Source organism: Acetivibrio ethanolgignens, assembly GCF_001461035.1.
In the GTDB taxonomy this organism is placed as follows: domain Bacteria; phylum Bacillota; class Clostridia; order Lachnospirales; family Lachnospiraceae; genus Velocimicrobium; species Velocimicrobium ethanolgignens.
The window spans coordinates 2,344-24,858 of the sequence record NZ_LNAM01000147.1; the positions used below are offsets into that span (position 1 = coordinate 2,344).

Annotated in this window: 23 protein-coding genes; 6 read left to right on the top strand and 17 right to left on the bottom strand. The window is 41.9% G+C overall.

What is annotated here, in order from left to right:
* Positions 1-11: 11 nt before the first annotated feature.
* From queA to ASU35_RS07500, 10 genes are all read right to left on the bottom strand, one after another.
* Positions 12-1,037, bottom strand: coding sequence for a tRNA preQ1(34) S-adenosylmethionine ribosyltransferase-isomerase QueA (gene queA / locus ASU35_RS07455; RefSeq protein ID WP_058352400.1), 1,026 nt, complete (start codon positions 1,035-1,037; stop codon positions 12-14).
* A 1-nt stretch (position 1,038) separates the two neighbouring features.
* On the bottom strand, positions 1,039-1,881 hold the full coding sequence (locus tag ASU35_RS07460; protein WP_058352401.1) for a Cof-type HAD-IIB family hydrolase: 843 nt from the start codon (positions 1,879-1,881) through the stop codon (positions 1,039-1,041).
* The gene (locus ASU35_RS07465) at positions 1,881-3,191 is read right to left on the bottom strand and encodes an ATP-binding protein (protein ID WP_058352402.1); all 1,311 of its coding nucleotides are present in this window, start codon (positions 3,189-3,191) and stop codon (positions 1,881-1,883) included. Before ASU35_RS07465 ends, ASU35_RS07460 begins: the two co-directional genes overlap by 1 nt.
* Positions 3,191-4,528 carry an ATP-binding protein gene (locus ASU35_RS07470; protein ID WP_058352403.1) on the bottom strand — a complete coding sequence of 446 codons (1,338 nt, stop codon included), beginning with the start codon at positions 4,526-4,528 and terminating at the stop codon, positions 3,191-3,193. The genes ASU35_RS07465 and ASU35_RS07470 overlap by 1 nt, the downstream gene beginning before the upstream one ends.
* 15 nt (positions 4,529-4,543) lie before the next feature.
* Positions 4,544-6,316 (bottom strand): arginine--tRNA ligase, encoded by a 1,773-nt coding sequence (gene argS, locus ASU35_RS07475; protein WP_058352439.1) that lies wholly within the window; start codon positions 6,314-6,316, stop codon positions 4,544-4,546.
* Positions 6,317-6,494: 178 nt separating this feature from the next.
* A complete protein-coding gene (locus ASU35_RS07480) occupies positions 6,495-7,487 on the bottom strand; it encodes a galactose/methyl galactoside ABC transporter permease MglC (RefSeq protein WP_058352404.1) in 993 nt (330 codons plus the stop codon).
* 12 nt (positions 7,488-7,499) lie between these two features.
* Positions 7,500-9,008, bottom strand: coding sequence for a sugar ABC transporter ATP-binding protein (locus tag ASU35_RS07485; RefSeq protein WP_058352405.1), 1,509 nt, complete (start codon positions 9,006-9,008; stop codon positions 7,500-7,502).
* A gap of 72 nt (positions 9,009-9,080) precedes the next feature.
* On the bottom strand, positions 9,081-10,172 hold the full coding sequence (locus ASU35_RS07490; RefSeq protein ID WP_341416468.1) for a galactose ABC transporter substrate-binding protein: 1,092 nt from the start codon (positions 10,170-10,172) through the stop codon (positions 9,081-9,083).
* Positions 10,173-10,299: 127 nt separating this feature from the next.
* On the bottom strand, positions 10,300-10,584 hold the full coding sequence (locus ASU35_RS07495; protein ID WP_058352407.1) for a hypothetical protein: 285 nt from the start codon (positions 10,582-10,584) through the stop codon (positions 10,300-10,302).
* 21 nt (positions 10,585-10,605) lie between these two features.
* Positions 10,606-11,109, bottom strand: coding sequence for a hypothetical protein (locus tag ASU35_RS07500; protein ID WP_058352408.1), 504 nt, complete (start codon positions 11,107-11,109; stop codon positions 10,606-10,608).
* A 168-nt stretch (positions 11,110-11,277) separates the two neighbouring features.
* Between ASU35_RS07500 and ASU35_RS07505 the strand changes: the two genes are divergently transcribed.
* The 6 genes from ASU35_RS07505 to leuD all read left to right on the top strand — a co-directional run bounded on the left by ASU35_RS07505 (position 11,278) and on the right by leuD (position 14,974).
* A complete protein-coding gene (locus ASU35_RS07505) occupies positions 11,278-11,772 on the top strand; it encodes an RNA polymerase sigma factor (RefSeq protein WP_058352409.1) in 495 nt (164 codons plus the stop codon).
* A gap of 4 nt (positions 11,773-11,776) precedes the next feature.
* Positions 11,777-12,274 (top strand): hypothetical protein, encoded by a 498-nt coding sequence (locus ASU35_RS07510; RefSeq protein ID WP_058352410.1) that lies wholly within the window; start codon positions 11,777-11,779, stop codon positions 12,272-12,274.
* The gene (locus tag ASU35_RS07515) at positions 12,267-12,827 is read left to right on the top strand and encodes a hypothetical protein (protein ID WP_058352411.1); all 561 of its coding nucleotides are present in this window, start codon (positions 12,267-12,269) and stop codon (positions 12,825-12,827) included. The genes ASU35_RS07510 and ASU35_RS07515 overlap by 8 nt, the downstream gene beginning before the upstream one ends.
* A complete protein-coding gene (locus ASU35_RS07520) occupies positions 12,814-13,107 on the top strand; it encodes a LiaF transmembrane domain-containing protein (RefSeq protein ID WP_058352412.1) in 294 nt (97 codons plus the stop codon). Before ASU35_RS07515 ends, ASU35_RS07520 begins: the two co-directional genes overlap by 14 nt.
* A gap of 99 nt (positions 13,108-13,206) precedes the next feature.
* Entirely contained in the window at positions 13,207-14,472 is a 1,266-nt protein-coding gene (gene leuC, locus ASU35_RS07525) for a 3-isopropylmalate dehydratase large subunit (RefSeq protein ID WP_058352413.1), read from the top strand.
* Between the two features lie 16 nt (positions 14,473-14,488).
* Positions 14,489-14,974: a 3-isopropylmalate dehydratase small subunit gene (leuD, locus tag ASU35_RS07530; protein WP_058352414.1), complete on the top strand. Its 486-nt coding sequence runs from the start codon at positions 14,489-14,491 to the stop codon at positions 14,972-14,974.
* Between the two features lie 262 nt (positions 14,975-15,236).
* On the opposite strand, the gene ASU35_RS07535 is transcribed toward leuD, so the two are convergent.
* From ASU35_RS07535 to cbiD, 7 genes are read right to left on the bottom strand one after another with little or no spacing between them, the layout of a single operon-like run.
* Positions 15,237-15,473: a cysteine-rich small domain-containing protein gene (locus tag ASU35_RS07535; RefSeq protein WP_058352415.1), complete on the bottom strand. Its 237-nt coding sequence runs from the start codon at positions 15,471-15,473 to the stop codon at positions 15,237-15,239.
* 5 nt (positions 15,474-15,478) lie between these two features.
* Positions 15,479-16,855, bottom strand: a complete 1,377-nt coding sequence (locus tag ASU35_RS07540; protein WP_058352416.1) for a cobyrinic acid a,c-diamide synthase CobB — start codon at positions 16,853-16,855, stop codon at positions 15,479-15,481.
* Positions 16,852-18,891 carry a precorrin-6A reductase gene (gene cobK, locus ASU35_RS07545; protein ID WP_058352417.1) on the bottom strand — a complete coding sequence of 680 codons (2,040 nt, stop codon included), beginning with the start codon at positions 18,889-18,891 and terminating at the stop codon, positions 16,852-16,854. Before cobK ends, ASU35_RS07540 begins: the two co-directional genes overlap by 4 nt.
* Complete coding sequence (cobJ, locus tag ASU35_RS07550) at positions 18,839-19,618, bottom strand: precorrin-3B C(17)-methyltransferase (RefSeq protein WP_058352418.1); 780 nt, start codon at positions 19,616-19,618, stop codon at positions 18,839-18,841. Before cobJ ends, cobK begins: the two co-directional genes overlap by 53 nt.
* Positions 19,608-20,675, bottom strand: a complete 1,068-nt coding sequence (locus ASU35_RS07555; protein WP_058352419.1) for a cobalt-precorrin 5A hydrolase — start codon at positions 20,673-20,675, stop codon at positions 19,608-19,610. Before ASU35_RS07555 ends, cobJ begins: the two co-directional genes overlap by 11 nt.
* Positions 20,672-21,439: a precorrin-4 C(11)-methyltransferase gene (cobM, locus tag ASU35_RS07560; RefSeq protein WP_058352420.1), complete on the bottom strand. Its 768-nt coding sequence runs from the start codon at positions 21,437-21,439 to the stop codon at positions 20,672-20,674. The genes ASU35_RS07555 and cobM overlap by 4 nt, the downstream gene beginning before the upstream one ends.
* Positions 21,397-22,515, bottom strand: coding sequence for a cobalt-precorrin-5B (C(1))-methyltransferase CbiD (gene cbiD, locus ASU35_RS19200; protein ID WP_058352421.1), 1,119 nt, complete (start codon positions 22,513-22,515; stop codon positions 21,397-21,399). Before cbiD ends, cobM begins: the two co-directional genes overlap by 43 nt.

A 22,515-nucleotide genomic window follows, 5' to 3' on the forward strand; every position in this document is an offset into this window, starting at 1 on the left:
GCCTTTTTTCATTAGTGTATAAGCATAGCATCTCCAAAGCTAAAGAATCGATATTTTTCCTTTACCGCCTCGTCATAGGCTGCCAGAATGTTTTCTCTGCCTGCCAGAGCGGATACCAGCATTAAAAGCGTGGACTCGGGCAGATGAAAGTTCGTAATCAAAGCATCCAGTATCTTAAACGAATATCCCGGATAAATAAAGATTTCTGTGTTTCCGTTTCCTGCCCTTACAATACCATTCTCATCTGCGGCAGATTCAATGGTGCGGCAGCTGGTGGTTCCCACACAGATGACCCGATGCCCTGAAGCCTTTGCTGCATTGATTTTTTCAGCCTCTGCTTTTTCTACCTGATAAAACTCTGAGTGCATGTGGTGCTTTGTTACATCCTCAACCTTAACCGGCCGGAAGGTTCCAAGGCCTACATGCAGAGTTACATTGGCAATCACAATTCCTTTTTCCTCAATTTTCTGAAGCAGCTCCTTTGTAAAATGAAGTCCGGCTGTCGGTGCCGCTGCAGAACCCTCATATTTGGCATATACGGTCTGATAACGGTTCTTATCCTGAAGCTGGTGTGTGATATATGGAGGTAGCGGCATCTGACCCAGCTGGTCTAAAATCTCTTCAAAAATGCCCTCGTAGGTAAACTGAACCAGTCGGTTTCCTTCCTCTACTACATCTATAATCTCACCAGTCAAAAGGCCACCACCAAAGGAAATCCTTGTTCCTGGTTTTGCCTTTTTCCCTGGCTTTACTAAGGTTTCCCAGATATCCTTTTCTTTTCTTTTCAGCAAAAGAAGCTCTATATGAGCTCCCGTTCCTTCCTTCTCGCCGATTAATCTAGCTGGAATTACCTTTGTATTATTAATCACCAGACAGTCTCCCGGTTCAAGATACTCTACAATATCACGGAAAATCCGATGTGTTCTTTCTCCTGTTTTCTTATCTAATACCAAAAGCCGTGAGCTGGAACGATCCTCTAAGGGATCCTGTGCAATCAGCTCTTCCGGCAGATAAAAATCAAAATCCTTTGTCTGCATTTTAATCTCCTATCACAAATTTTTCAATGGCCGCCGCCACTCCATCCTCTTCGTTCGATAAGGTAATATAATCAGCGGCTTTTTTAACCTCAGGCATCGCATTTCCCATGGCCACTCCAAGCCCTGCTGCCTTTATCATTTCCATATCATTCTGGCTATCGCCACAAACCATGATTTCCTCTCGGGAAATTCCCAAAAGTTCTCCCAGTTTAAGGATAGCATTACCTTTTGTGGCCTGCTCATCTGTAATTTCTAAGTTTGTCGGTACTCCCTTTACCACAGCACAATCTGGAAATTCTTTTGAAAGCCGCTCACGAATCTCCTTTTCCCACAAAAGAGTACCATCCTTTTCCTTAAAATTCACAGTAATCTTCTCTACCATACAGTCATTTTCCCGAATGTATTCTGAAAGATTCTCCACCTGTTTTCTGGTTGCCTTGATATAAGCTCGTACAACCTCAGGCATCGCATATAAATCACTTTGCAGAAGCTTTTCCTTTTCGCCATAGCCGTGGCCATCCATAAAGCAATCCTCCATCACATCATATTCCTGAAGCATAGAAAGAATTGCTAATGCCTTTTCTCTAGGTATACCTGCCGCGTATATCCGCCTTTTTGTCGTAAGCTTATATACTGCAGCACCATTCGCTGTTAGTGCATACTTTACCGGAAGACTTAGCACCGGTGTCTGCAGTCCTACTAAAGGTCTTCCTGTCGCCGGTACAATAAAAACCCCCTGGGCAGCAGCTCTTTCAATAGCCTTCCGGTTACGCCCGGAAAGCTCCTTTTTATCATTTAATAGGGTGCCATCCAAATCAAGCCCAATTAATTTTATCTTACCCATCACAAAGCCTCTTTTCCTGCCAGGTAGTTAATAAACTGCTGGGCCGTTCTTCCTGAAATGCCACCATTGGAAAGCTCCCACTTATTGACCTCCATAGTCAGCTCCTCCTCTGACAGCGTAATATTCGGATGCTTTTTTGCCAGCTCTTTTACAATTTCAAAATACTCCTTCTGGCTTGGCTTAGAATAATGAATACTGATACCAAAACGGTTTACTAAGGAAAGCTTCTCCTGCATCGTATCTGACTGATGCATACCATCCTCATGCTTTACATCGCTTCTGTCGCTCCAGGTTTCGCGAATCAGATGTCTTCTGTTGGAGGTTGCATAAATCAGTACATTATCCGGCTTTGTCTCCAGACCGCCTTCAATAACCGCTTTCAGGTACTTATATTCAATCTCAAATTCCTCAAAGGACAAATCATCCATGTAAATAATAAACCGGTAATTTCGGTTTTTAACCTGGGCAATAACATTGGAAAGCTCCTGAAACTGGTGCTTATAAATTTCAATCATTCTAAGGCCTCTGTCATAATACTCATTTAAAATCGCCTTAATACTGGTTGATTTTCCGGTACCACTGTCACCAAACAATAGGACATTATTACAGCTTCTACCCTCTACAAAAGCCTCGGTATTCTCTATCAGCTTCCTTTTCTGAAGCTCATAGCCCACCAGGTCTGATAAATATACCTCTTCCGTATTAATAATCGGACGAATCAGCTCGCCCTCCTCTCCCGGAAACAGACGAAAGGCCTTATTCAAGCCAAATTTTCCAACACCGTAAGCCTTGTAAAAGGCTGTTACAATATCGTAAATCTCATTTTCATCCCTTGCTCCTTCAATCTGGTGGCTTAAGGTCTTTACCTTTTCACTGACATTTTTATTGTATCGTCCTTCAATCTTAGCAATAGCATGATAGTTTAATACAACAGTAAAGCAGTTGATACCCAGTGTCTTTTCCAGCTCTGAAAAATCATATTCAAATAATCTTTTAAAAATGCGGAAGTCATTTTTGGCAAATTCCATTGCCGAGCCCTCCGAAGGACCCACTTTTTCAGAAATCACACTGAATGGATTCTCATTGGTAGCCAAAATATAGGCCAGATAATTATGCCATAAATTGTTGTCAAAGGCGTACTCCGTGCTGATTTCCAGAAGCTTATGTATCTTTCGGTAAATTCGGGTAATCAGCTCCTCTTTTTCATACGCATGGCTGTAAAAATCCCGGCAGATATCCGAAAGTCCTAAAAGAATGCTGTCCTTCTCAAGCTTCCGGTACATTACCAGCTTTGACACTTCTCTATACATCACATATCCTCCAAATCCATCAGAATTACATTATCCATTCCCTTTGCTTTTACCTCCATACTGGATGCAAAGCCGTTCTGGGAAAACAGATAATAGTAGTCCGGCTCTACCTTTGCTTTTTCTGATAGATAAAGAATTTTCATAAAATCCTCCTCAGAAAAAGGCTCCGGACTCCACTTGCAGCCACCGGCAAAGAAGGAACCATTGGAAAACTGTCCTAAAAGGTCCAGCCTGCCTTCCTTTCCAAACCAGCTGCCCTGCTGCTCAATAGCAGAATCAAGCTTTTTATAATCACTTAGAAGCTGCATATATTCCTGACACACTTTTATAAAAGAAAGCTCCAGGTATTTTTCCAGCTCCTGCCTTATTTTCCTATCATAAACCTCCTCTATCTGCCGAAACTCAAGCTCAGACAGATTGGGGAACACAAAGCGGTACCAGAATAACAGAAAGGTATCCTTAATCCGGTACAAGCCCTTTTGGGTATTTTCCTTTCCCTTTGTATCATAAGAAAATACCTTTTCCACAATATCCATTTCAATTAGATTTTTGATATATACACTAATCTTGGCTCTGGAAAAACCAGTTTCCTCAAACAGCTCATTCAGCTGGTTTTTCCCAGCTGCCAGATAAGCAAGAATCGTATTATACAATGGAAGCTCCCGAAGCTCTGTTTTTAAAAAGTCTTCTGCTTCTCTATATAAACGGCCATCCTTATGTAGGAACAATGCCATAATATTTTCTTTTACACTTCGGTTTTTGTTCCAGTAATTTAAATACGCCGGAACACCACCCAGAATACCATAAGCTGTCACGCATTCCTTTACGGAATACTCTGGGAAACGTGTCATAATATCCATAAAATTCAGCTCTTTCAGCTTAAGAAGGGCAGAAATTGACAAGGCCGCCCTTCCAAGAGAGCGTACCATATCATTTTCTACCCAGCTGACCGAAGAAGACACGAGAATAACCAGGGTCCTGCCCCAGTCATTCTCTAAAGCCATGGCTGACAAAATACCTGTCATAAACTCCTGGCTCTGTCTCACTCCATTATTAAATTCATCAATAATAAGAACCGGTGCAGACTTTACCGCTACATAAAACAGCTCCTCATAAGAGTCCTCTTCCACTCCAAGGCAGTCTGCCAGTCTCTTTTTCTGCTCCTTCTCAGAGCATTCTGCTACACAATAATAGATGCACTGCTTATTTTTTGCAAACAACCGCAAAAGCTCCGTTTTTCCGATTCCCTGGCGGCCATAGAGCACAACCATGGAGCTTCCCTTTCTATTATAATAATTTTCCAGAAATTTCAGTTCATTTGCCCTTCCAACAAACAATGCTTTTCTCCTCCATTACATTCTATCCGGTGCTTCGATTGCCAACAGTTCAATGCACTGATTCAACATATCTAAGGTATAGCTGATTAATGCAATCCAGGATGCCTGTTTCTTTTCATCCTCTTCTGCAATAATTTTGTTTTCGTGATAGAAACGGTTAAATGCGTTTGCAAGATCATATACAAACTGGCACAGCTTATTTGGTGCATTTTCCTTAAAGGCTACATCAATCATATCACTGAACTTGGTAAGCTCAAGCATAAGTCCTGTTTCACTATCGCTGGATGCTGGCAGAAGCTCAAGCTCTTCCGGCCTAACATCACTGTGAAGCTCTTTATATTTATTCAGGATAGACTTGATACGAACGATAGTATATAAAATATATGGTCCTGTATTTCCTTCAAAGGCTGTGAAACGGTCTAAATCAAAGATATAGTCCTTAGAAGGCTGGTTAGAAAGGTCACCATACTTAATAGCAGCTACAGCTACCTTCTCAGCAGTATCTCTAGCTTCCTCCTCAGGAATCTCACGATTTGCCATAATCTTCTCGTATACGCTCTGGGTTACATCATTAATCATATATTCCAGACGCATAACTCCGCCATCTCTGGTTTTAAATGGCTTGCCATCCTTACCGTTCATGGTACCAAAGCCAAGGAATGTAAGCTCTACATCATCTCCTACAAGCTTAGCCTTTCTTGCACAGCGGAATACCTGCTGGAAATATAAATCCTGACGCTTATCGATAACATATTTCATTGCACCTGGATTATAAAGCTTCACACGCTCAATAATCGTACCAAGGTCTGTTGTATTATAAAGTGCAGAACCATCTGACTTAAGAATCATACAAGGAGGGATTTCCTTTGTATCGGTAGGCTCCTTAACATCTACAACCAGGGCACCATCGCTATAATGTGCATAACCGCCCTCCTTCAGATGCTCAACAAGTCCCGGAATATAGCTTTCTGCATCGCTTTCACCCTTCCAGAGTTCAAAGTGAACATTCAATCTGTCATAGTTCTTTTTCAAATCAGCAATAGAAACATTGCAGATATGCTTCCACAGTGCGGCATAGCCTCTCTCGCCCTTCTGCAGACGGAAGGTAGCATTACGAGCCTCCTCCAGATAATCCGGATGCTTCTTGGAATAAGCACTGGCATAAGGATAAATCTCCTCCAGCTCTGAAATAGTGAAAGGTGCTTCCTCTGGATATTCTCCGGTAAAGCTTTCGTCAAAATACGGAAGATCCGGCTGACGCTTTTTTAACTCAGTAATGATAAGCCCCATCTGAAGACCCCAGTCTCCTAAATGGATATCACCAATCATGTTGTAACCCACAAATTTACCAATACGCTTTACACTCTCACCAATAACTGCAGCCCTTAAATGGCCTACATGAAGAGGCTTTGCTACGTTTGGTCCGCCATAATCAACAACGATGGTATATGGATTCTTTGTCTTTTCATAACCAAAGTCACCAGCTTTTCTCATATCACTTACATAGCCAGAAATAAAGTTGTCACTCAAAACGATATTGATAAATCCTGGATTTACCGCTTCTATCTTCTTAAATGTCTCACTCTTCTCCAAAATAGCAACTACGTCATTCGCAATCATAATAGGAGCTTTTTTATACTCCTTTGCAGCCGCCATTGCACCGTTACATTGATACTGGCATAGGTCCGGTCGGTTTGATAAAGTAACCATTCCATATTTTTCATCGTAACCAGCTTGTACGAATGCATCGGTTACTTCCTGTTTCAGTACTTCAAGTATCTTTTTCATATTACTCCCTTCCGCCTGTGCCTTATTCACAGGGCTCCTTTAATATTTTTCATATATCCTTCATTATAATTATAAATCAAAGTAAATGCAACTAAAATTTCCTTAATAGCACTTAAAAAGGGAGCAGGCTAGTGCTCCTGTTCCCTTTTCATCTCTTTTACTATAAATTCAATTAAAATTACTTCTTGGCCAGATACTTTCTTAAGTCAAGAGCTACTGCGATGATAATAACCGCACCCTGTACAATGTACTGCCATGAAGTGTCAATCTTTAAGAACTGCATGGAAGACTTCAAAATCTCGAATACAAGTACACCGACTAAAATTCCGGATACCTTACCAACACCACCGTTTGTAGATACACCACCGATGGTACACTCTGCGATTGCTTCCAGCTCGTAGCTAAGACCGGTATTAACAGTAGCTCCACCAGCCTTTGCTCCTAAAAGGAAGCCGGCAATTGCAAATAATGCAGATGCTAAAACATAAATCTTAATCTTTGTCTTTGCAACGTTGATACCTGCAACCTCTGCTGCTGCCTCATTACCACCGATTGCATACATATATTTTCCATGACGGGTCTTATTGTAAAGGAACCACATAAAAATACCAATTACAGTTGCAATAATAAACAGGAAAGGAATTACTCCAAATAATTTACCCTTTGCAATATACAGATAGTCCTCACGATAACCACCCAGAGGAATGTTCTTGGTGTAAACCATACAGATACCATAAACGATGGTCTGCATACCTAAGGTTGCGATAAAAGGTGGTACCTGCCAGAAGGAAACCACGCAGCCGTTAATAAAACCAAAGATACAGCAGATAGCAATACAGATTAACAGTACTACCAGGATATTCATCTCTGGAAGATTTGGATAAAACTTTCCACTGTAATTAGCTTCCTGAAGCAGAGTACCTGCGATACAGGCACCTAAGCCTACGGTACGTCCTGCAGACAGGTCATTACCTTTAGTAATCAGACAGCCGGAAATACCGAGTGCGATAATAAAACGGCAGGCTGTGTTGATTGCAACGTTCTGGATATTACGGATACCCAGGAAGTTTGGACGGTAGATACCTACGCCAATAGCCATTACCAATACAATGATAATCAAAATATTTTCTGAAATTAATTTCTTAATGTCAATATTCTTTGTTGTGCTCATCTTAGCTCCTCCTTAATTAAACTGGGTTGCAAAGTGCATAATCTTTTCCTGAGTAGCCTCTTCACCACTTAATTCACCGGTCAGACGTCCATTACACATAACTAAAATTCTATCTGACATACCAAGCAGCTCAGACATTTCAGAAGAAATCATAATAATTGCCTTGCCCTGTTTTGCCAATTCGATCATAATCTGGTAAATCTCGTATTTTGCACCTACGTCAATACCACGAGTCGGCTCATCCATAATCAGGATATCCGGATTGTTTGCCAGCCAGCGGGAAATAATAACCTTCTGCTGATTACCGCCGGAGAGAGACTGAATCAGTGTCTTTGAGCTTGGCGTCTTAATACTCAGCTTCGCTACATTTTCCTGAACCAGTTCTTCTATTTTCTTGTCATTTAAAACAATTCCCATATCCACATATTGGTCAAGAGAAGCCACTGATACATTATCTGCAATAGATAACACACCAAAAATACCGGTTCCACGACGATCCTCTGTAATCAGACCAATACCATTTTTAATGGCGTCCTTCGGACTGCGAATCTTGATTGGCTTACCATCCAGAAGAATCTCTCCTGCTGCCAGATGACGAACACCAAAAAGTGCTTCCATAAGCTCAGAACGCTGGGCTCCTACCAGACCACCAAGTCCGAGAATTTCACCACGGCGAAGCTTAAAGCTTACATCCTTAAAGGACTTCGGTTGAATACTTGTAAGCCCCTTAACCTCCAAAAGCACCTCGCCAGGCACATTGTCCCTTGGTGGATACATATTGGAAAGCTCACGGCCTACCATCTTCGCAATAATAGTATCAATCGTTAAATCCTTTGCTTCCCAGGTTCCGATGTACTGGCCATCTCGCATGATAGAAACATCATCGGAAATCCGCAGGATTTCATCCATTTTATGAGAAATATAGATAATACCTACTCCTCTTTCTCTTAAATCATTTACAATTCTAAACAAAGCCTCTACCTCATTATCAGTTAGAGAAGAGGTTGGCTCATCCAGAATTACAACCTTTGCATTCATGGATACAGCCTTTGCTATTTCAACCGACTGCATCTGGGAAATTGATAAGGTTCCCAGCTTTGCCTTCGGATCGTATTCCATTCTAACATCCTTAAGAAGCTGATCTGCTTCCTCATACATTCTTTTATGGTCTACTACAGTAAGTGGACCAACCTTTTTCGTTGGATATCTTCCACAGAAGATATTTTCTGCAATACTTCGTTCCGGAATCGGCTGCAGCTCCTGATGAACCATTGCGATTCCTTTGTGCAGTGCATCATCGGCGTTTGCAATATGTACCTTTTCGCCTTCCAGATAAACTTCGCCTTCATCCATCTTATAAATACCAAAGAGGCATTTCATTAACGTAGATTTACCTGCACCATTCTCTCCCATTAACGCATGCACTGTTCCAGGCCTTACTTTGATTGTAACATTGTCAAGTGCTTTAACACCAGGAAAGCTTTTGGATATTCCACGCATCTCCAATAAATAGTCGCTCATGTCTTAACCTTCCTTTCATACAAACTTGGGTGTGCTTTGCACACCCAAGTCAATTCATCATTGCACAATTAATTATTTCAGAAGATCTAAGATTTCCTGTGCATTATCCTGTGTAACTTTGATGTAATCTACACCGATTAAGGTATCAAGAGTTTCGCCAGCTGCAAACTTAGATGCTGCTTCTGCTGCTGCATGAGACTGTCCAATGTGGTCATTGAATACAGTACCTGTAATAGTTCCGTCGATAACGCCTTCAAGAGCATCTGTTAAAGCGTCAACACCTAATAAGTAAATGTCTTTTCCAACTACTCTTCCAGCAGCCTCAATAGCCTGCTTAGCGCCAAGTGCCATAGCATCGTTGTTACAGAATACAACCTCTACAGCTTCGCCATAGTTTGTTAAAGCGTTAGCTACGATTTCCTGACCTCTTGCCTGATCCCAGTCACCACGCTGCTCATCGAGCTTTTCAACTTCCATATTAGCGTCGGTTAAAGCCTTGATAGAGAACTCTGTTCTATACTGAGCATCAATATTTTCCGGATCACCCATTACCATAACGTAGGAAATCTTTCCATCACCATTGATATCACCCTTGTTCTCGGTATTTAAAACGATTTCCCCCTGATAAGTTCCGGACTGTCTAGCATCTGCACCTACATAAGTAGCTTTAATACCATTTGCTGTCCATCTGTCTTTTTCAGCATCATCTGGCTCACGGTTGATATAAACAACTGGAATACCAGCTTCATTACAGATATCTGTGATGTTAGCTGCTGCTGTAGACTGTACCAGATTTACAATAAGAACATCAACACCTTCTGTGATGAAGTTCTGAATCTGGTTTGTCTGCTCTGCCTGGTCATTCTTACCATCCATTACAGTAACGGTAGCTCCGCCTGCCTCTAAGTACTTCTGAAGCTCTGTTCTGTAGAGTGTCATGAAGTTATCATCGAACTTGTAAATACATACACCGATGTTAAGTCCATCAACACCTGGGCATCCATCTGCTGGAGCCTCAGCCTGTGGCTCACCAGTCTCAGCTGGTGCTTCAGTTTCAACACTAGGTGTCTCAGCTGGAGCATCTGCTTCCTTGCTTCCGCATCCGGTCAGCATAGTAGCTGCCATAGCACCACAAAGTAATAATGCTAATACTTTCTTTTTCATATTTCTCATATCCTCCCTTGGTTATAAGTTTTTGTTACAGTTAAAATTATATCAGAGGATTTTTAAAATTAACATATAAAATATTTCTGAGAACCATGAAATTCTTTTTCTTTTTTATCTATTATTGTTATTTTTTCTCAATATTTTCTTCTTCATCTTGGTGCATTTCACGATAGTCCTTTTTCCAGAGTCCATATCCACCTGAAATAATGCACAACAGACAAAAGATACCTAAGACTATCATTGCAGCAAGAATTAAAGGCACATTAGACACATCCGGCTCTGAAAGTCCCTTACCAATATTTCCTATTATATAGATTAAATATAAGCCTACAAAGGCTCTTAATATATAGTTGCTTTTTGGCAGGCGTCTGTCAATCAGAAGCCATTTTTTCCATCCTGTATTTTTCATAACTTCTTCCTTTCTACTATCTTACCTTTCCTGCTCCTCAAGCCAGTTAAAATATTCCTCATCTAAATTAAAATCTGCAGCAGAATATTCTCCTTCCGGCTCTTCCTCCTCCGGCTGCTGCGGCAGTAGCTCTTCCAACGGCCTGTTTGCTCCCTCTAACATACCTTCCACTCGCTCCTTCCATTCATCTGCAATTTTAATTTCATACTGCCCCTTCTTAATAGGCTGTCGCCCTTCCTCCGTATGCTCTCGCAAAAGCTCCAAAAGCTCCTCCTTATGCCCTGATAAAAGATCTATTTTAGCATCAAATTCCTCCAGCATACTCTCCATCTGAAGACGCATCAGTTCCTTGCTCCGCAATACAATCAGGTTCACCTCTGAAAGCATGTCATCCACATATTCCAAGGAAGAGCCATAAATCTGTCTTGCCGTATCCTCAGCTTCCTTTACAATTCTAGCAGCTTCTTCCCTGGCTTCTTTTATGAGCTTTTCCTCTTCAGCTTCCCGTTTCTCCCTTTCATCCATGCTGATTCTCCTCGTATATTACTTTTGAAAAAGCAAAGCTTTTTGATATTATATCATATTTTTTCCTTCTTTTAAACTTTTTCAAAATTATTTTCATTTTTGAAGACATTTTTCATTCCAGTTCGTTATAATGGAAGAAGAACGTGATAAAGGTGGTGAGATAATTATATGGAAGAAACATTTTCCCGTCTGGTGGAGCAATACCAGAATTTGGTCTGGTCCCTCTGCTATAAAATGACAAACGATTATTTTGAAGCACAGGATTTAGCCCAGGAAACTTTTCTTTCCGTCTATAAAAATCTCACCAGCTTTGATGGCCAAAATGAGCGGGCCTGGATTTGTAAAATTGCCACCAACAAATGTCTTGACCACCTAAAGCGGGCTGCTTCCCGTTCCCAGCCTGCAGAAGAGTCCTTTTTCAATGAAATGGAAGGTTCTTTTCCATCACCAGAAGACTCCTGTATGGAGGTCTCCGAGCAGGAAAAACTGCTTTCCCTGTGCAAAAGTCTGAAGCAACCCTATGACCAGATTGCAATTGACTATTTCTATCACGAAATGACTGCAAAGGATATGGCGGAACACTACAATAAAAACCTCAAAACAGTCCAGACCCAGATTTACAGGGCTAAAAACATGTTAAAGAAATTATGGAGAAGGGAGTAAGACTATGGACACATTAAAATTACATATCTCCGAAGAAGAAATCAAAAAATTTCATGCCAGTCAGTTGTCGTCAGAGGATTTGATACAGCTGTTAAGCCATACCTCCCATTGCACCTGGTGTGCAGACCGTCTGGCAAGGGAAACAGACGAAGCGGGCCTTTACCGTGCTCCTAAGAATTTCAAGGAGGCTGTCCTTCAAAAAACAGATACCTTTTCCAAGGATTCTTTACTCTCTTTTGCAGCCCGCAAAAGGCAATGGCTTTTTTACAGCACCAAAATCTGTGCTGCAGCCTTTCTTGCTCTTTTACTTTTATTTTCTTTACCAACAGGAGATTTCTCAGCAGAGGTGTCACCTGTCGATATAGAATATCAAGAGCCTCCAAAGCTGGATTTTACAGAAAAATTAAATAATACCTTAAATTCAGCAGCAAGCAATCTAAATAAAAAAATGAACCAAATCTTTTTGAATCAACCAATAAAGGAGGAAACTTATTATGATTAAACGAAAAGGAAAATTCCTTACCCTCTGCTTTTCTTTAGTGCCGGGAGCCGGACACATGTACCTTGGCTTTATGAAACAGGGGATTTCTCTAATGTTTTGCTTCTGGGGAACTTTGTTCTTAGCCACCTACTTAAATATAGGAGCTCTTGCCTTTTTATTTCCGATTATGCTTTGCTACAGCCTTTTTGATGCGATTAATAAAAATTCTCTCTCCGATGAAGATTTTTATGCACTGGAGGATACCTATTTATTCAACCTTGACCTGGATGAATTAAAGGGAATCCTGCATGGGAAATTCCACCCTCTTATTGCTCTGATTTTTATTATTATCGGAGTTCAGCTGCTGTTAAGCAACTGTTATAGCCTGATTTTACCTGTTCTTCCACAGGCCCTTTCTTCTCTTCTTTTAAACACTCTGCGGCCATTCCTGATCCGGTTGCCACAGATATTAATAGCCATCGCAATTATTGCCGTAGGCCTTCATCTGATTCGTGGAAAGAAAACAGCACTCGGACTGGAAGAAAAGGAGGCTGATACTTATGAAAACCCGTAGAGTTGGGACTTTTACTCTGGGCCTTAGCCTGATTACCTTTGGCTGTATCTTTTTACTGCATATTTTTAATGCTGCTATTTCTTATGAGCTGATTCTTCGGCTCTGGCCGGTTATCTTTATTTTTCTGGGAATTGAAATTCTGGTAAGCCATTTTACTGAAAAAGGCAACCAATTCAAATACGATATCGGTGCCTTTTTCATCCTTGCCATGCTGACGTTGTTTGCCATGGGAATGGCCTGTATAGAAATGGCTATGAAATATGCCTATTATCATATGTAGCTTTAATTAAAAAAACTTTGGAAAAGGGATTGCGATAGCAGTCCCTTTTATGCTAAAATCAAAAATTAACAAAATATATTTATACAGGAGGAAGAATCTATGGGAATGACGATGACGCAAAAAATCCTTGCTGCCCATGCTAATCTTGCATCTGTAAAAGCGGGACAGCTGATTGAGGCCGACTTGGATTTGGTACTTGCCAATGATATTACCGGCCCGGTAGCCATACATGAGGTCGAAAAGCTAAATAAAAAAACTGTTTTTGATAAAGATAAAATAGCTCTGGTTCCGGATCATTTTGCCCCAAATAAAGATATCAAATCTGCAGAGCACTGTAAATGTGTCCGCGAATACGCTAAAAAGCATAATATTACTAATTACTTTGAAATTGGCGAAATGGGAATTGAGCATGCTCTTCTGCCGGAAAAAGGTCTGATTGTTGCCGGCGAAACCTGCATCGGTGCAGACTCCCACACCTGTACCTACGGTGCCCTTGGAGCCTTTTCTACAGGTGTAGGAAGTACAGATATGGGTGCTGGCATGATTACCGGAAAAGCCTGGTTTAAGGTTCCGTCCGCTATCCGCTTTGTCCTGACCGGAAAGCCTTCCAAATGGGTCAGCGGCAAGGATGTCATTCTTCACATCATTGGTACGATTGGTGTGGATGGTGCTCTTTATAAATCTATGGAATTTACTGGTGATGGTATCTCCCATCTTTCCATGGATGACCGTTTTACTATCGCCAATATGGCAATCGAAGCCGGTGCTAAAAATGGCATTTTCCCAGTAGATGAAAAAACCATTTCCTATATGAAGGAACATTCTCAAAAGGAATATACTATATACGAACCGGATGAGGATGCCGAATATGACGAAACCTATACTATTGATTTGTCTGCATTAAAGCCAACGGTAGCCTTTCCTCATCTTCCGGAAAATACAAAGACCGTAGCGGAAGCCGGTGATGTAAAAATTGATCAGGTTGTGATTGGTTCCTGCACCAATGGAAGAATTAGTGATTTAAGGACTGCTGCTGCTGTCCTCGAAGGCCGTCATATTGCTGAGGGTATCCGTGTTATTATCATTCCTGCTACCCAGGCTATTTACCTTAAGGCTATAGAGGAGGGACTTATTAAGACCTTTATTCAGGCCGGTGCTATTGTCAGCACTCCGACCTGCGGTCCTTGCCTTGGCGGATATATGGGTGTTCTGGCTGCCGGTGAACGTGCTATTTCTACCACGAACCGTAACTTTGTAGGACGCATGGGGCATATAGACTCTGAGGTCTATCTGGCAAGTCCTGCAGTAGCTGCTGCCAGTGCTGTTACGGGAAAAATCAGCCAGCCTTCAGATTTAGGCTTATAAAAAGGAGGAAACATACATGAAAGCACATGGAATTGTACATAAATACGGAGATAATGTAGATACCGATGTTATCATCCCGGCAAGATATTTAAATTCCTCTGACGGTGCAGAGCTTGCACGGCACTGCATGGAGGATATTGATAAGGATTTTGTTAATAAGGTAAATCCTGGCGATATTATCGTTGCAAACAAAAACTTCGGCTGTGGCTCCTCCAGAGAGCATGCACCACTGGCAATCAGGTGTGCCGGTGTCAGCTGTGTCATCGCAGAAACCTTTGCCCGCATCTTCTACCGCAATGCCATTAATATCGGCCTGCCAATTATTGAATGTCCTGAAGCAGCTAAAAGCATTGATGCAGGCGATGAGGTGGAAATCGACTTTGACAGTGGCATGATTTATAATAAAACTAAGGGAACTCAGTTCCAGGGCCAGGCCTTTCCTGCATTTATGCAGAAAATTATAGAAGCAGGCGGACTGATTCCGTATATCAATGAGAAGTAAATTTTGATTTATCGCATTGAATAATTTACTAATGCAACTTTTTATACCACAGACAGGTTTTGCAAAGTTTTCCTTACGATAGCTCGCTCCTTCTCAACTTCTCCTAAGATGTTCTATATAAAATCTCAGGAATGCCTTCGATTTTAAGAACATCTAAGGAGCGATTTTCAAACTCGCTTCCGCAATATCAAACATAAAATCTTTATAGAAATCTCTCTATTATTTACTATCTGCTTTATTTTTTTATTCAAAACATATTCTTTTAATAAGTCAAAATCTCCAATATGGCCTCATAATTCCCCGGCTTATGGGGAAAAGTACAATTTGTACAAACTTTAAGGCATTTTCCGTGCTTTTCTACAAATTCAGGATTTCCCGGGCAATCTTCACGGTTGTATAATGGGCAGTAGCAGAACAGACAGTTAAACTCCTCTAAGCCCTTATGACAAGGAAAATATTTACATTCCCGGTTTTCAAAAAAACGATATGAATTTTCCATATTCCCTATTTATCCTTTCTTTCATAATTTATGGCTTTTTCTACGAAGCTTCTGGCAAAGGCCGGATTTGAGGGATAATAAAGGTGAGGAAAGCCAAGCCAGTAAGTTTCGCCGGAGAACACGCAGGCATAATTTTTTTGCGTAGCAGGCTTTATTGCCAGGCAGTCGTTTCCATTATCTGTACTATCAAAATAATGAAATTCATGTCCTCGTATCCGTTCACCCTCCGGTAAAAAATGACTCTTTTTTTCCTCTAATTCAATATATCCAAAGCGTACCAGTCTCCCTGTATTCTGACAGGAGCCAGGAAGCACGCCTGCCAGAGCATATCTGCCATCCTTATTATCTATAATAGTAGAATGCAGATACATAAAACCACCACATTCTGCCACAACTGGCATACCTCCTGCTATTGCAGCCTTTATTTCTATTAAAAGCTCTGTATTCTCACTAAGCTGTTGTGCATACAGCTCCGGATAGCCGCCTCCCAACAAAATACCCCTTAACCCGTCTGGTAATTTTTTGTCATGAAGGGGAGAAAAATATTTTATTTTTGCTCCATTTTCCTCAAGCATTAAGAGATTTTCTTCATAGTAAAAGCAAAAGGCCTCATCTTTGGCTACTCCGATGACCGGGCATTTCTGGTTGAAAGCTTTTTCTCTACTTATGCCTGTATCTTTGTACTCCAGCTCCTCCGACTCTTCAGCAATTCGGATAATCTCTTTCAATGAAACTGTTCTTTGAAGCTCCTTTGCAGCTTCCTTAAGCTGTTCCTTGATATCCTCCAGCTCATCCGGCAGCAAAAGCCCCAGATGTCTGCTTTCGATAGTTCTTTTTTTACAGTCCGGGAAATATCCTGCTACACAAAGCTTTAGCTCCTCTTCTATCAGAGGCTTTATAATTTCATAATATGACTTTGACATCCGATTTAATATAACTCCCTTGATAAGTTTCTCCTTATCATAGCTTAGAAATCCGGCAAGCAGGGGGAGTATGGAACGCCCCATCCCTTTTGCATCTACCACCAGAATAATCGGCGTTCTGGTTAGCTTTGCCAGGTCATAGGATGAGCCTTCCTCCCGGATACCGCCAAGACCATCAAAAAGTCCCATAGCTCCTTCCAAAACAGCAAAATCTTCCTCTGTTCTGTTTTTTAGAAAAAGAGCCTTTGTTGTTTCCCTTCCTGTAAAAAAAGTATCCAGATTTTTGGATGGAATGTCAATTACTTTTTTGTGAAACATAGGGTCAATATAGTCTGGCCCGCATTTATAGGCAGCTACCCGTTGTCCTGTATCCTTCAATGCCCAAAGCAGAGCACAGGTAATTGTTGTTTTTCCGCTTCCGCTTTTTGGCGCAGCGAGCATAACTCGTTTTAGCTTCATTTTTCCCCCATTTCTGACATAAAAGTAAAGGCACATATCCAGACAGGATTTTCTGCCTGTAAAAGATGATGTTGCCCTGCCTTCCTTGTCCTGCTGACCTGTATTTGTACAAGCTCTTCCTCTTTGATGGAATACAATTCCAATATTTCCCTGATTTCACAAATTGTTTCCATACTGACTGCATTAATAACTACACGCATATTCGGATTGACCTGATATAGAGCTGATAATATTTCCTTTAGTCTGCCGCTGCTCCCTCCAATAAAGGCATGGGTTGGAGCCGGAAGCCTCAAAAAGCCTTCCGGTGCCATGGTGGCAACCACTGATATATTTTCAAGCAGAAGCTTCTTCCTATTCTTTTCGATTAGTGTAACCGCTTCTTTTTTCTGTTCAATCGCATATACCTGTATCTCGTCAGAGAGACCTGCTATCTCAACGGCAATAGAGCCTGTACCACTTCCAATGTCATATACAATAGCCTCCTTATGAAGCTGCAGCTTACAGATACTAACCTCCCGTACCTCTTCCTTAGTCATCGGAACCTTATCCCGAATAAGCTCTGCATCCTTTATTCCATGAGTTGCCATGCCGGATTCTGCATTCGGATTTTTAATACAGCAAATATAAAGACCTTCTTCTTTTATCTCACAGCATTCCTTTGGCGTCAATACTTTTATCTGCTGCTCTGGATAAGACAGCTGATAGCCCACCAGAATTTCGCACTCGTTCATCCCTGCTTCCAGCAATTGCTTTCCAAGCCTGTTTATATCCTCTGTACCAGACAATAATATAAAGCTTTTCTTTTCTCTTTTAATTTTACGGACCAAATTAGGCAGTTTTTTTCCATGTATACTGTATATAGAAGCATCCTGATAGCTTTCACCAATACAGGCTGCCAGATATGCAACTGAGGAAATTCCTGGTAGAATACGGATAGAAGCTTCTAAATCCCCTGTATCAATTTCAGCCTGCAATGCCTGGTGCAGAGACTGGCAGCCGCTATAGAATCCACTATCTCCAGAAAAAAGAACAACTACCCTTCCGGTTTCCAATGTAAATTCCTTCTGTTTTTCCTTTAAATACGGGATAATCTGCTCCGCTTTATAATAGGGCTTTTTTTCAAGTCTTGGCTGATATGGAACAAGCAGCCGTCTGGCACCCAATAAAATATCTGCATTTTCTATTGTCTGGCACACTCCCTTTGTCAGAGTGTTCTGGTCCCCCATTCCCACTCCAGCCAGTATGATTTCCAGCTTATCTGGCCGGTCAAGCCTTTTTCCACAAATCTCCTCCAGAATATGACAAATCTCTCCAAAGGAATAGCCCTCATCCTTCTGGAAATGTCCTATCACATAGACTGGAATTCCCACTCTCCTTGCCGCTTCTATTTTTTCGTAGTAGCCTCCGGCTCTGCCGCTTGCCTTAGTTACCAGACATTTTATCTGATACTGATAAAGCATAGCTTCATTCATCTGCATTGTAAAGGGTCCCTGCAGGGCAAGAATCTGCCTTCCTTTAACTCCCTGCTCCCTACAAGCTTCCAGACTCTCCATTCCAGGCAAAATCCTTACATAAAGCCTTTGTTTTAATGTTTCTGATATGCAATAGGCTGGCAGTTCCTTACTTCCAATTGTTAGTAAAATATTCCCCTCTACCGCCTCCAGTGCCTCTGCACAGGCCTTATGGCTTTCAAAGCAGCGAATTTTTCCATAGCCCGCTTCGACTCCATTTTCTCTCTTGAGACGGATATAGAGGACCTCCAGCTCCTTCACTGCCCCTTTTATGTTTTCTGTAATTCTATCTGCATAGGGGTGGGTAGCGTCTACTACTACTGCAAACCTTTGTTTCTCAATAAATTCCCGAATCTCCTCCTGATTCATTCTGCCACTGTGCACTCTTACCAGCGGATGCTCCTTTAGAACAATTTCTCCGTATTCTGTTGCTACACATACTGTGTGTCCTATCCCGGATGCCCCCAGGCACTCAGATAGTCTTCTTCCCTCTGTAGTTCCTGCAAATATTAGTATTTCCTTCAATTTGATAACCTCGCTTTGTAATCAGCCTTCCATTTATGATTTCCGAGCCGGAATTGCCTATAAATACAGTTGTAAACATATTTACCTCAGCCTTACTCAGCTCCTCCAGAGTACAGGTCACAGCCTTTGTTCCTTCTCTTCCTATATTTTCCACATAGCCACATGGCCTTTCCTTCTCTATTTTACGAAGCAGGATATCACAGGCCCTTTTCAAATAATCCTTTCTTTTATGACTGGATGGATTATAAATGGCAATGGAAAAATCTCCTTCTGCCGCTGCCTTCAGCCTTTTTTCAATGGTTTCCCAGGGTGTTAAAAGGTCACTCAGGCTAATCACACAAAAATCATGATTTAAGGGTGCTCCTAAGATTGCTGCACCACTGCTTGCTGCTGTAATCCCCGGAATCACAATAAGCTCCGTCTCCGGGTAATCCTTCCCTATTTCATACATCAGGGATGCCAGTCCATAGATTCCTGCATCACCACTGCATATCAAAGCGACCTGCTTTCCCTTGGCAGCTTCTTCAAAGCAAAGCCGACATCGTCCCTCCTCCTGCCGCATCGGTGTAGAGAACAGTTCTTTTTCTACGAACCGTTCTCCTAACAGCTTAATATACACCGTATAACCAACAATCACTGCTGACTGCTCTAAAGCCTCTATGGCTTCCCCTGTCATCATGTCTTCTCTTCCCGGTCCCATTCCTATGATATAAATCCTATTTCTCATCAAATTTAATTCTCCATTCTCTTCTGGCCGCTGCTATCGTCATTCCATCCTGTGCATACTTTTCATATATAAGCCTTCCTAAAGGCTCACAGGCCTTCAATGCCGCACGCTCACATACATTGTCAACACCTACTTTTTTCTTTACAAAGGCAGAGGAATGAAAGTCTCCGGTAAGCTCCATAAGCTCCTGCGAAGAATAAGTAAGAAAGGGTATGTTGTTTTTTCTGCTCCAGTCAAGGAATCCCTTCTCCTCTTTCTTTTGCTCAATAGAAGCCAGAGCCAGAAGCTGACAGACAGAAATCCCCAGCTTATCCATTGTTTGAAAAATCAAAGTTTCTATTTTATCTGCTTCCTTTCCCTTTCTACAGCCCATTCCTATCACATATTCCCTCGGCTTTAGTAAAAGAACTGCAGCAAAGGACCTCTCTTCTGCTGTTATCACAACATCCACAGGCTGCCGGGGTGGATACTCTAAAATCCTTATCTCCCCCGGTATTTTTTCCTCTGTCCTTCTATGTCCCGTCTCTATAGACATGGTAATTTGTTCTCCGGCAAGTACCTTTGCAGATACCCTCGCAATTCCTTCTCTATTCACAATATACAAGCCATTCTTTTTTGCGAACAAATCTACTGCAAACTTTTTATTGATATCTGTAGCCGTTGTAATTACTGGCACTGCACCTGTTTTTTGTGAAATCCGTTCAGCCAGCTCATTAGCTCCTCCCATATGTCCTGACAGAATGGGAATGACATAGCTTCCTTTCTCATCCATCACAAGCACCGGACTATCGCATAGCTTGTTCCTAATAACTGGTGCTATCGCTCTGACCGCAATCCCACAGGCTCCAATAAAAAGCAACCCGTTTTTTTCTTCCATCTGCCCCCTTACAAAGCTTTCAAGTTCTGGATCTACAAAGCAAACGGAACAGTCAGTTTTTTTCTCCAGACTAGCTCTGCATTTTGTAAACAGCGAAATATCCTCGTCCTCCCAGATCTCTTTTAGCTTTTCCGAAAGAGTGATTCCTTTTTCCGTAAAGCTAATCACAGTTAAACTCATTTTACGTCTTCCCTTGCCCTTCTGAATTCTGTTGAAAAATCAGCCGCATACAGCCTTGATTTTTTATAGTTCCGATGAGCAACAGCCTCTCCTACCAATATCAGAGCGGTCTTTGTAATCCCATGCTTTTTGGCTGTTCTGGCTAAATCTTCTATCGTACCTACAAAAGCCTTTTCCTCCGGCCAGGTTGCCTTATAGATAATCGCTGCCGGTGTTTCTTTAGGATATCCCCCTAAAATTAATTTTTTGCTTAATTCCTCAAGCATTCCTGTACTTAAATAAATCGCCATAGATGCCTGGTGTAGCGCAAGACTTTCAATGCTTTCCTTTGGCGGTACACTGGTTCTTCCTGCCATTCTTGTAATAATGAGTGTCTGGGAAACTCCCGGCAGAGTATACTCCAGATTTAAAGAGGAAGCTGCCCCAAAGCAGGCACTGACCCCCGGACAGCTTTCGTAGGAAATCCCCCTCTTCTCCAGCTCATCCATCTGCTCCCGCACAGCCCCATAGATACTCGGGTCTCCTGTATGAAGACGAATGACCATTTTTCCCTCTTTATCTGCCTGCTCCATAATTGCAATTATTTCCTCAAGCACCAGGCTGGCACTGTTATAAATTTTACATTCTGCCCCTGCGTAATCCAAAAGCTCCGGGTTTACCAGGGAACCGGCATAAATAATTACATCTGCCTGGCAAAGCAGACGCATTCCACGAACTGTTATTAAATCTGCTGCCCCTGTTCCTGCTCCAACAAAATAAACCATTTTTCTGCCTCCTTGCTTTTTGCTAATTCGCCAAACTCATTTGCATACATAATGCAGTCTATCTTAAGCTTTCCCAAAGCCCGTCTGTCCAGATAATAACAGATACGCTCCATAGCGTAATCCATAACCTTCCTGCGTTTTCCCTCTTTCTCTAAAAGCCTGACTGCTTCCTCTGTAGTTACACAAAAAAAAATCTCTCGGCTGCAGGCAGGATTTACCCCCGCTTTCATGGCAAAGGCTGCCAGCAGCTCCATTCTGCAATCACTCTCCCTAGAATGGGTATTCATAATCCCACCGGCCAGCTTAATTAGCTTTCCAATATGTCCTGTGAGGAGCAGCCTCTGAAAGCCCAGTTCCACTGCCATATCTATGGTAGCTCCAATAAAGTTACTGCACTTCACGCTTTTATCCAAATCATAACCATAGGTTCTTTTCATAAAATCAAGACCATAATTTCCCGGAGAAACTGCTACATAATCAAAGCCTTCTGCCCTTCTCTGCTTTAATTCTACCCGAATGGTATCCAAAATCGCCTGATTGCTCATAGGCTCTACAATCCCACTGGTTCCCAGAATAGATATCCCGCCGACAATTCCAAGCCTTGGATTAAAAGTCTGTGCCGCCAGTTGCCCACCCTCTGGCACAGATATTTCAACCCTTAGGCATCCTCTGTAATCTGCAAGCTCACATACCTCTAAGACCTCTTTTTTTATCATTTCCCTTGGCACATGATTGATGGCCGCACTCCCCACCGGCTGGTCAAGACCAGGCTTTGTAACCCGTCCTACACCGACTCCGCCATCAATATAGATTTCCTGGCCAATCTCTTTTTCAAAAGAAACCCTTGCATAAATTAAAGCCCCTGTTGTAATATCCGGGTCATCACCACCGTCCTTTTTTACTGCACAGCTAACCTCACTCTCGCTGCGGGTAATGTCCTCAAGCCCAGCCGTGTACAAAAGCCCTTTCGGCGTCTCTATTGTAATTTCCGTCTTTTGTTTTCCTGTCAGAAGCATGTAAGCGGCTGCCTTTGCAGCTGCAGCCGCACAGCTCCCTGTAGTAAAGCCATAGCGCAT

Bases quoted from the DNA above. Each gene is read 5' to 3' on its own strand.
- queA (WP_058352400.1), bottom strand. From the start codon at position 1,037: ATGCAGACAAAGGATTTTGATTTTTATCTGCCGGAAGAGCTGATTGCA.
- ASU35_RS07460 (WP_058352401.1), bottom strand. From the start codon at position 1,881: ATGGGTAAGATAAAATTAATTGGGCTTGATTTGGATGGCACCCTATTA.
- ASU35_RS07465 (WP_058352402.1), bottom strand. From the start codon at position 3,191: ATGTATAGAGAAGTGTCAAAGCTGGTAATGTACCGGAAGCTTGAGAAG.
- argS (WP_058352439.1), bottom strand. From the start codon at position 6,316: ATGAAAAAGATACTTGAAGTACTGAAACAGGAAGTAACCGATGCATTC.
- ASU35_RS07480 (WP_058352404.1), bottom strand. From the start codon at position 7,487: ATGAGCACAACAAAGAATATTGACATTAAGAAATTAATTTCAGAAAAT.
- ASU35_RS07485 (WP_058352405.1), bottom strand. From the start codon at position 9,008: ATGAGCGACTATTTATTGGAGATGCGTGGAATATCCAAAAGCTTTCCT.
- ASU35_RS07490 (WP_341416468.1), bottom strand. From the start codon at position 10,172: ATGAAAAAGAAAGTATTAGCATTATTACTTTGTGGTGCTATGGCAGCT.
- ASU35_RS07495 (WP_058352407.1), bottom strand. From the start codon at position 10,584: ATGAAAAATACAGGATGGAAAAAATGGCTTCTGATTGACAGACGCCTG.
- ASU35_RS07500 (WP_058352408.1), bottom strand. From the start codon at position 11,109: ATGGATGAAAGGGAGAAACGGGAAGCTGAAGAGGAAAAGCTCATAAAA.
- ASU35_RS07505 (WP_058352409.1), top strand. From the start codon at position 11,278: ATGGAAGAAACATTTTCCCGTCTGGTGGAGCAATACCAGAATTTGGTC.
- ASU35_RS07510 (WP_058352410.1), top strand. From the start codon at position 11,777: ATGGACACATTAAAATTACATATCTCCGAAGAAGAAATCAAAAAATTT.
- ASU35_RS07515 (WP_058352411.1), top strand. From the start codon at position 12,267: ATGATTAAACGAAAAGGAAAATTCCTTACCCTCTGCTTTTCTTTAGTG.
- ASU35_RS07520 (WP_058352412.1), top strand. From the start codon at position 12,814: ATGAAAACCCGTAGAGTTGGGACTTTTACTCTGGGCCTTAGCCTGATT.
- leuC (WP_058352413.1), top strand. From the start codon at position 13,207: ATGGGAATGACGATGACGCAAAAAATCCTTGCTGCCCATGCTAATCTT.
- leuD (WP_058352414.1), top strand. From the start codon at position 14,489: ATGAAAGCACATGGAATTGTACATAAATACGGAGATAATGTAGATACC.
- ASU35_RS07535 (WP_058352415.1), bottom strand. From the start codon at position 15,473: ATGGAAAATTCATATCGTTTTTTTGAAAACCGGGAATGTAAATATTTT.
- ASU35_RS07540 (WP_058352416.1), bottom strand. From the start codon at position 16,855: ATGAAGCTAAAACGAGTTATGCTCGCTGCGCCAAAAAGCGGAAGCGGA.
- cobJ (WP_058352418.1), bottom strand. From the start codon at position 19,618: ATGAGAAATAGGATTTATATCATAGGAATGGGACCGGGAAGAGAAGAC.
- ASU35_RS07555 (WP_058352419.1), bottom strand. From the start codon at position 20,675: ATGAGTTTAACTGTGATTAGCTTTACGGAAAAAGGAATCACTCTTTCG.
- cobM (WP_058352420.1), bottom strand. From the start codon at position 21,439: ATGGTTTATTTTGTTGGAGCAGGAACAGGGGCAGCAGATTTAATAACA.
- cbiD (WP_058352421.1), bottom strand. From the start codon at position 22,515: ATGCGCTATGGCTTTACTACAGGGAGCTGTGCGGCTGCAGCTGCAAAG.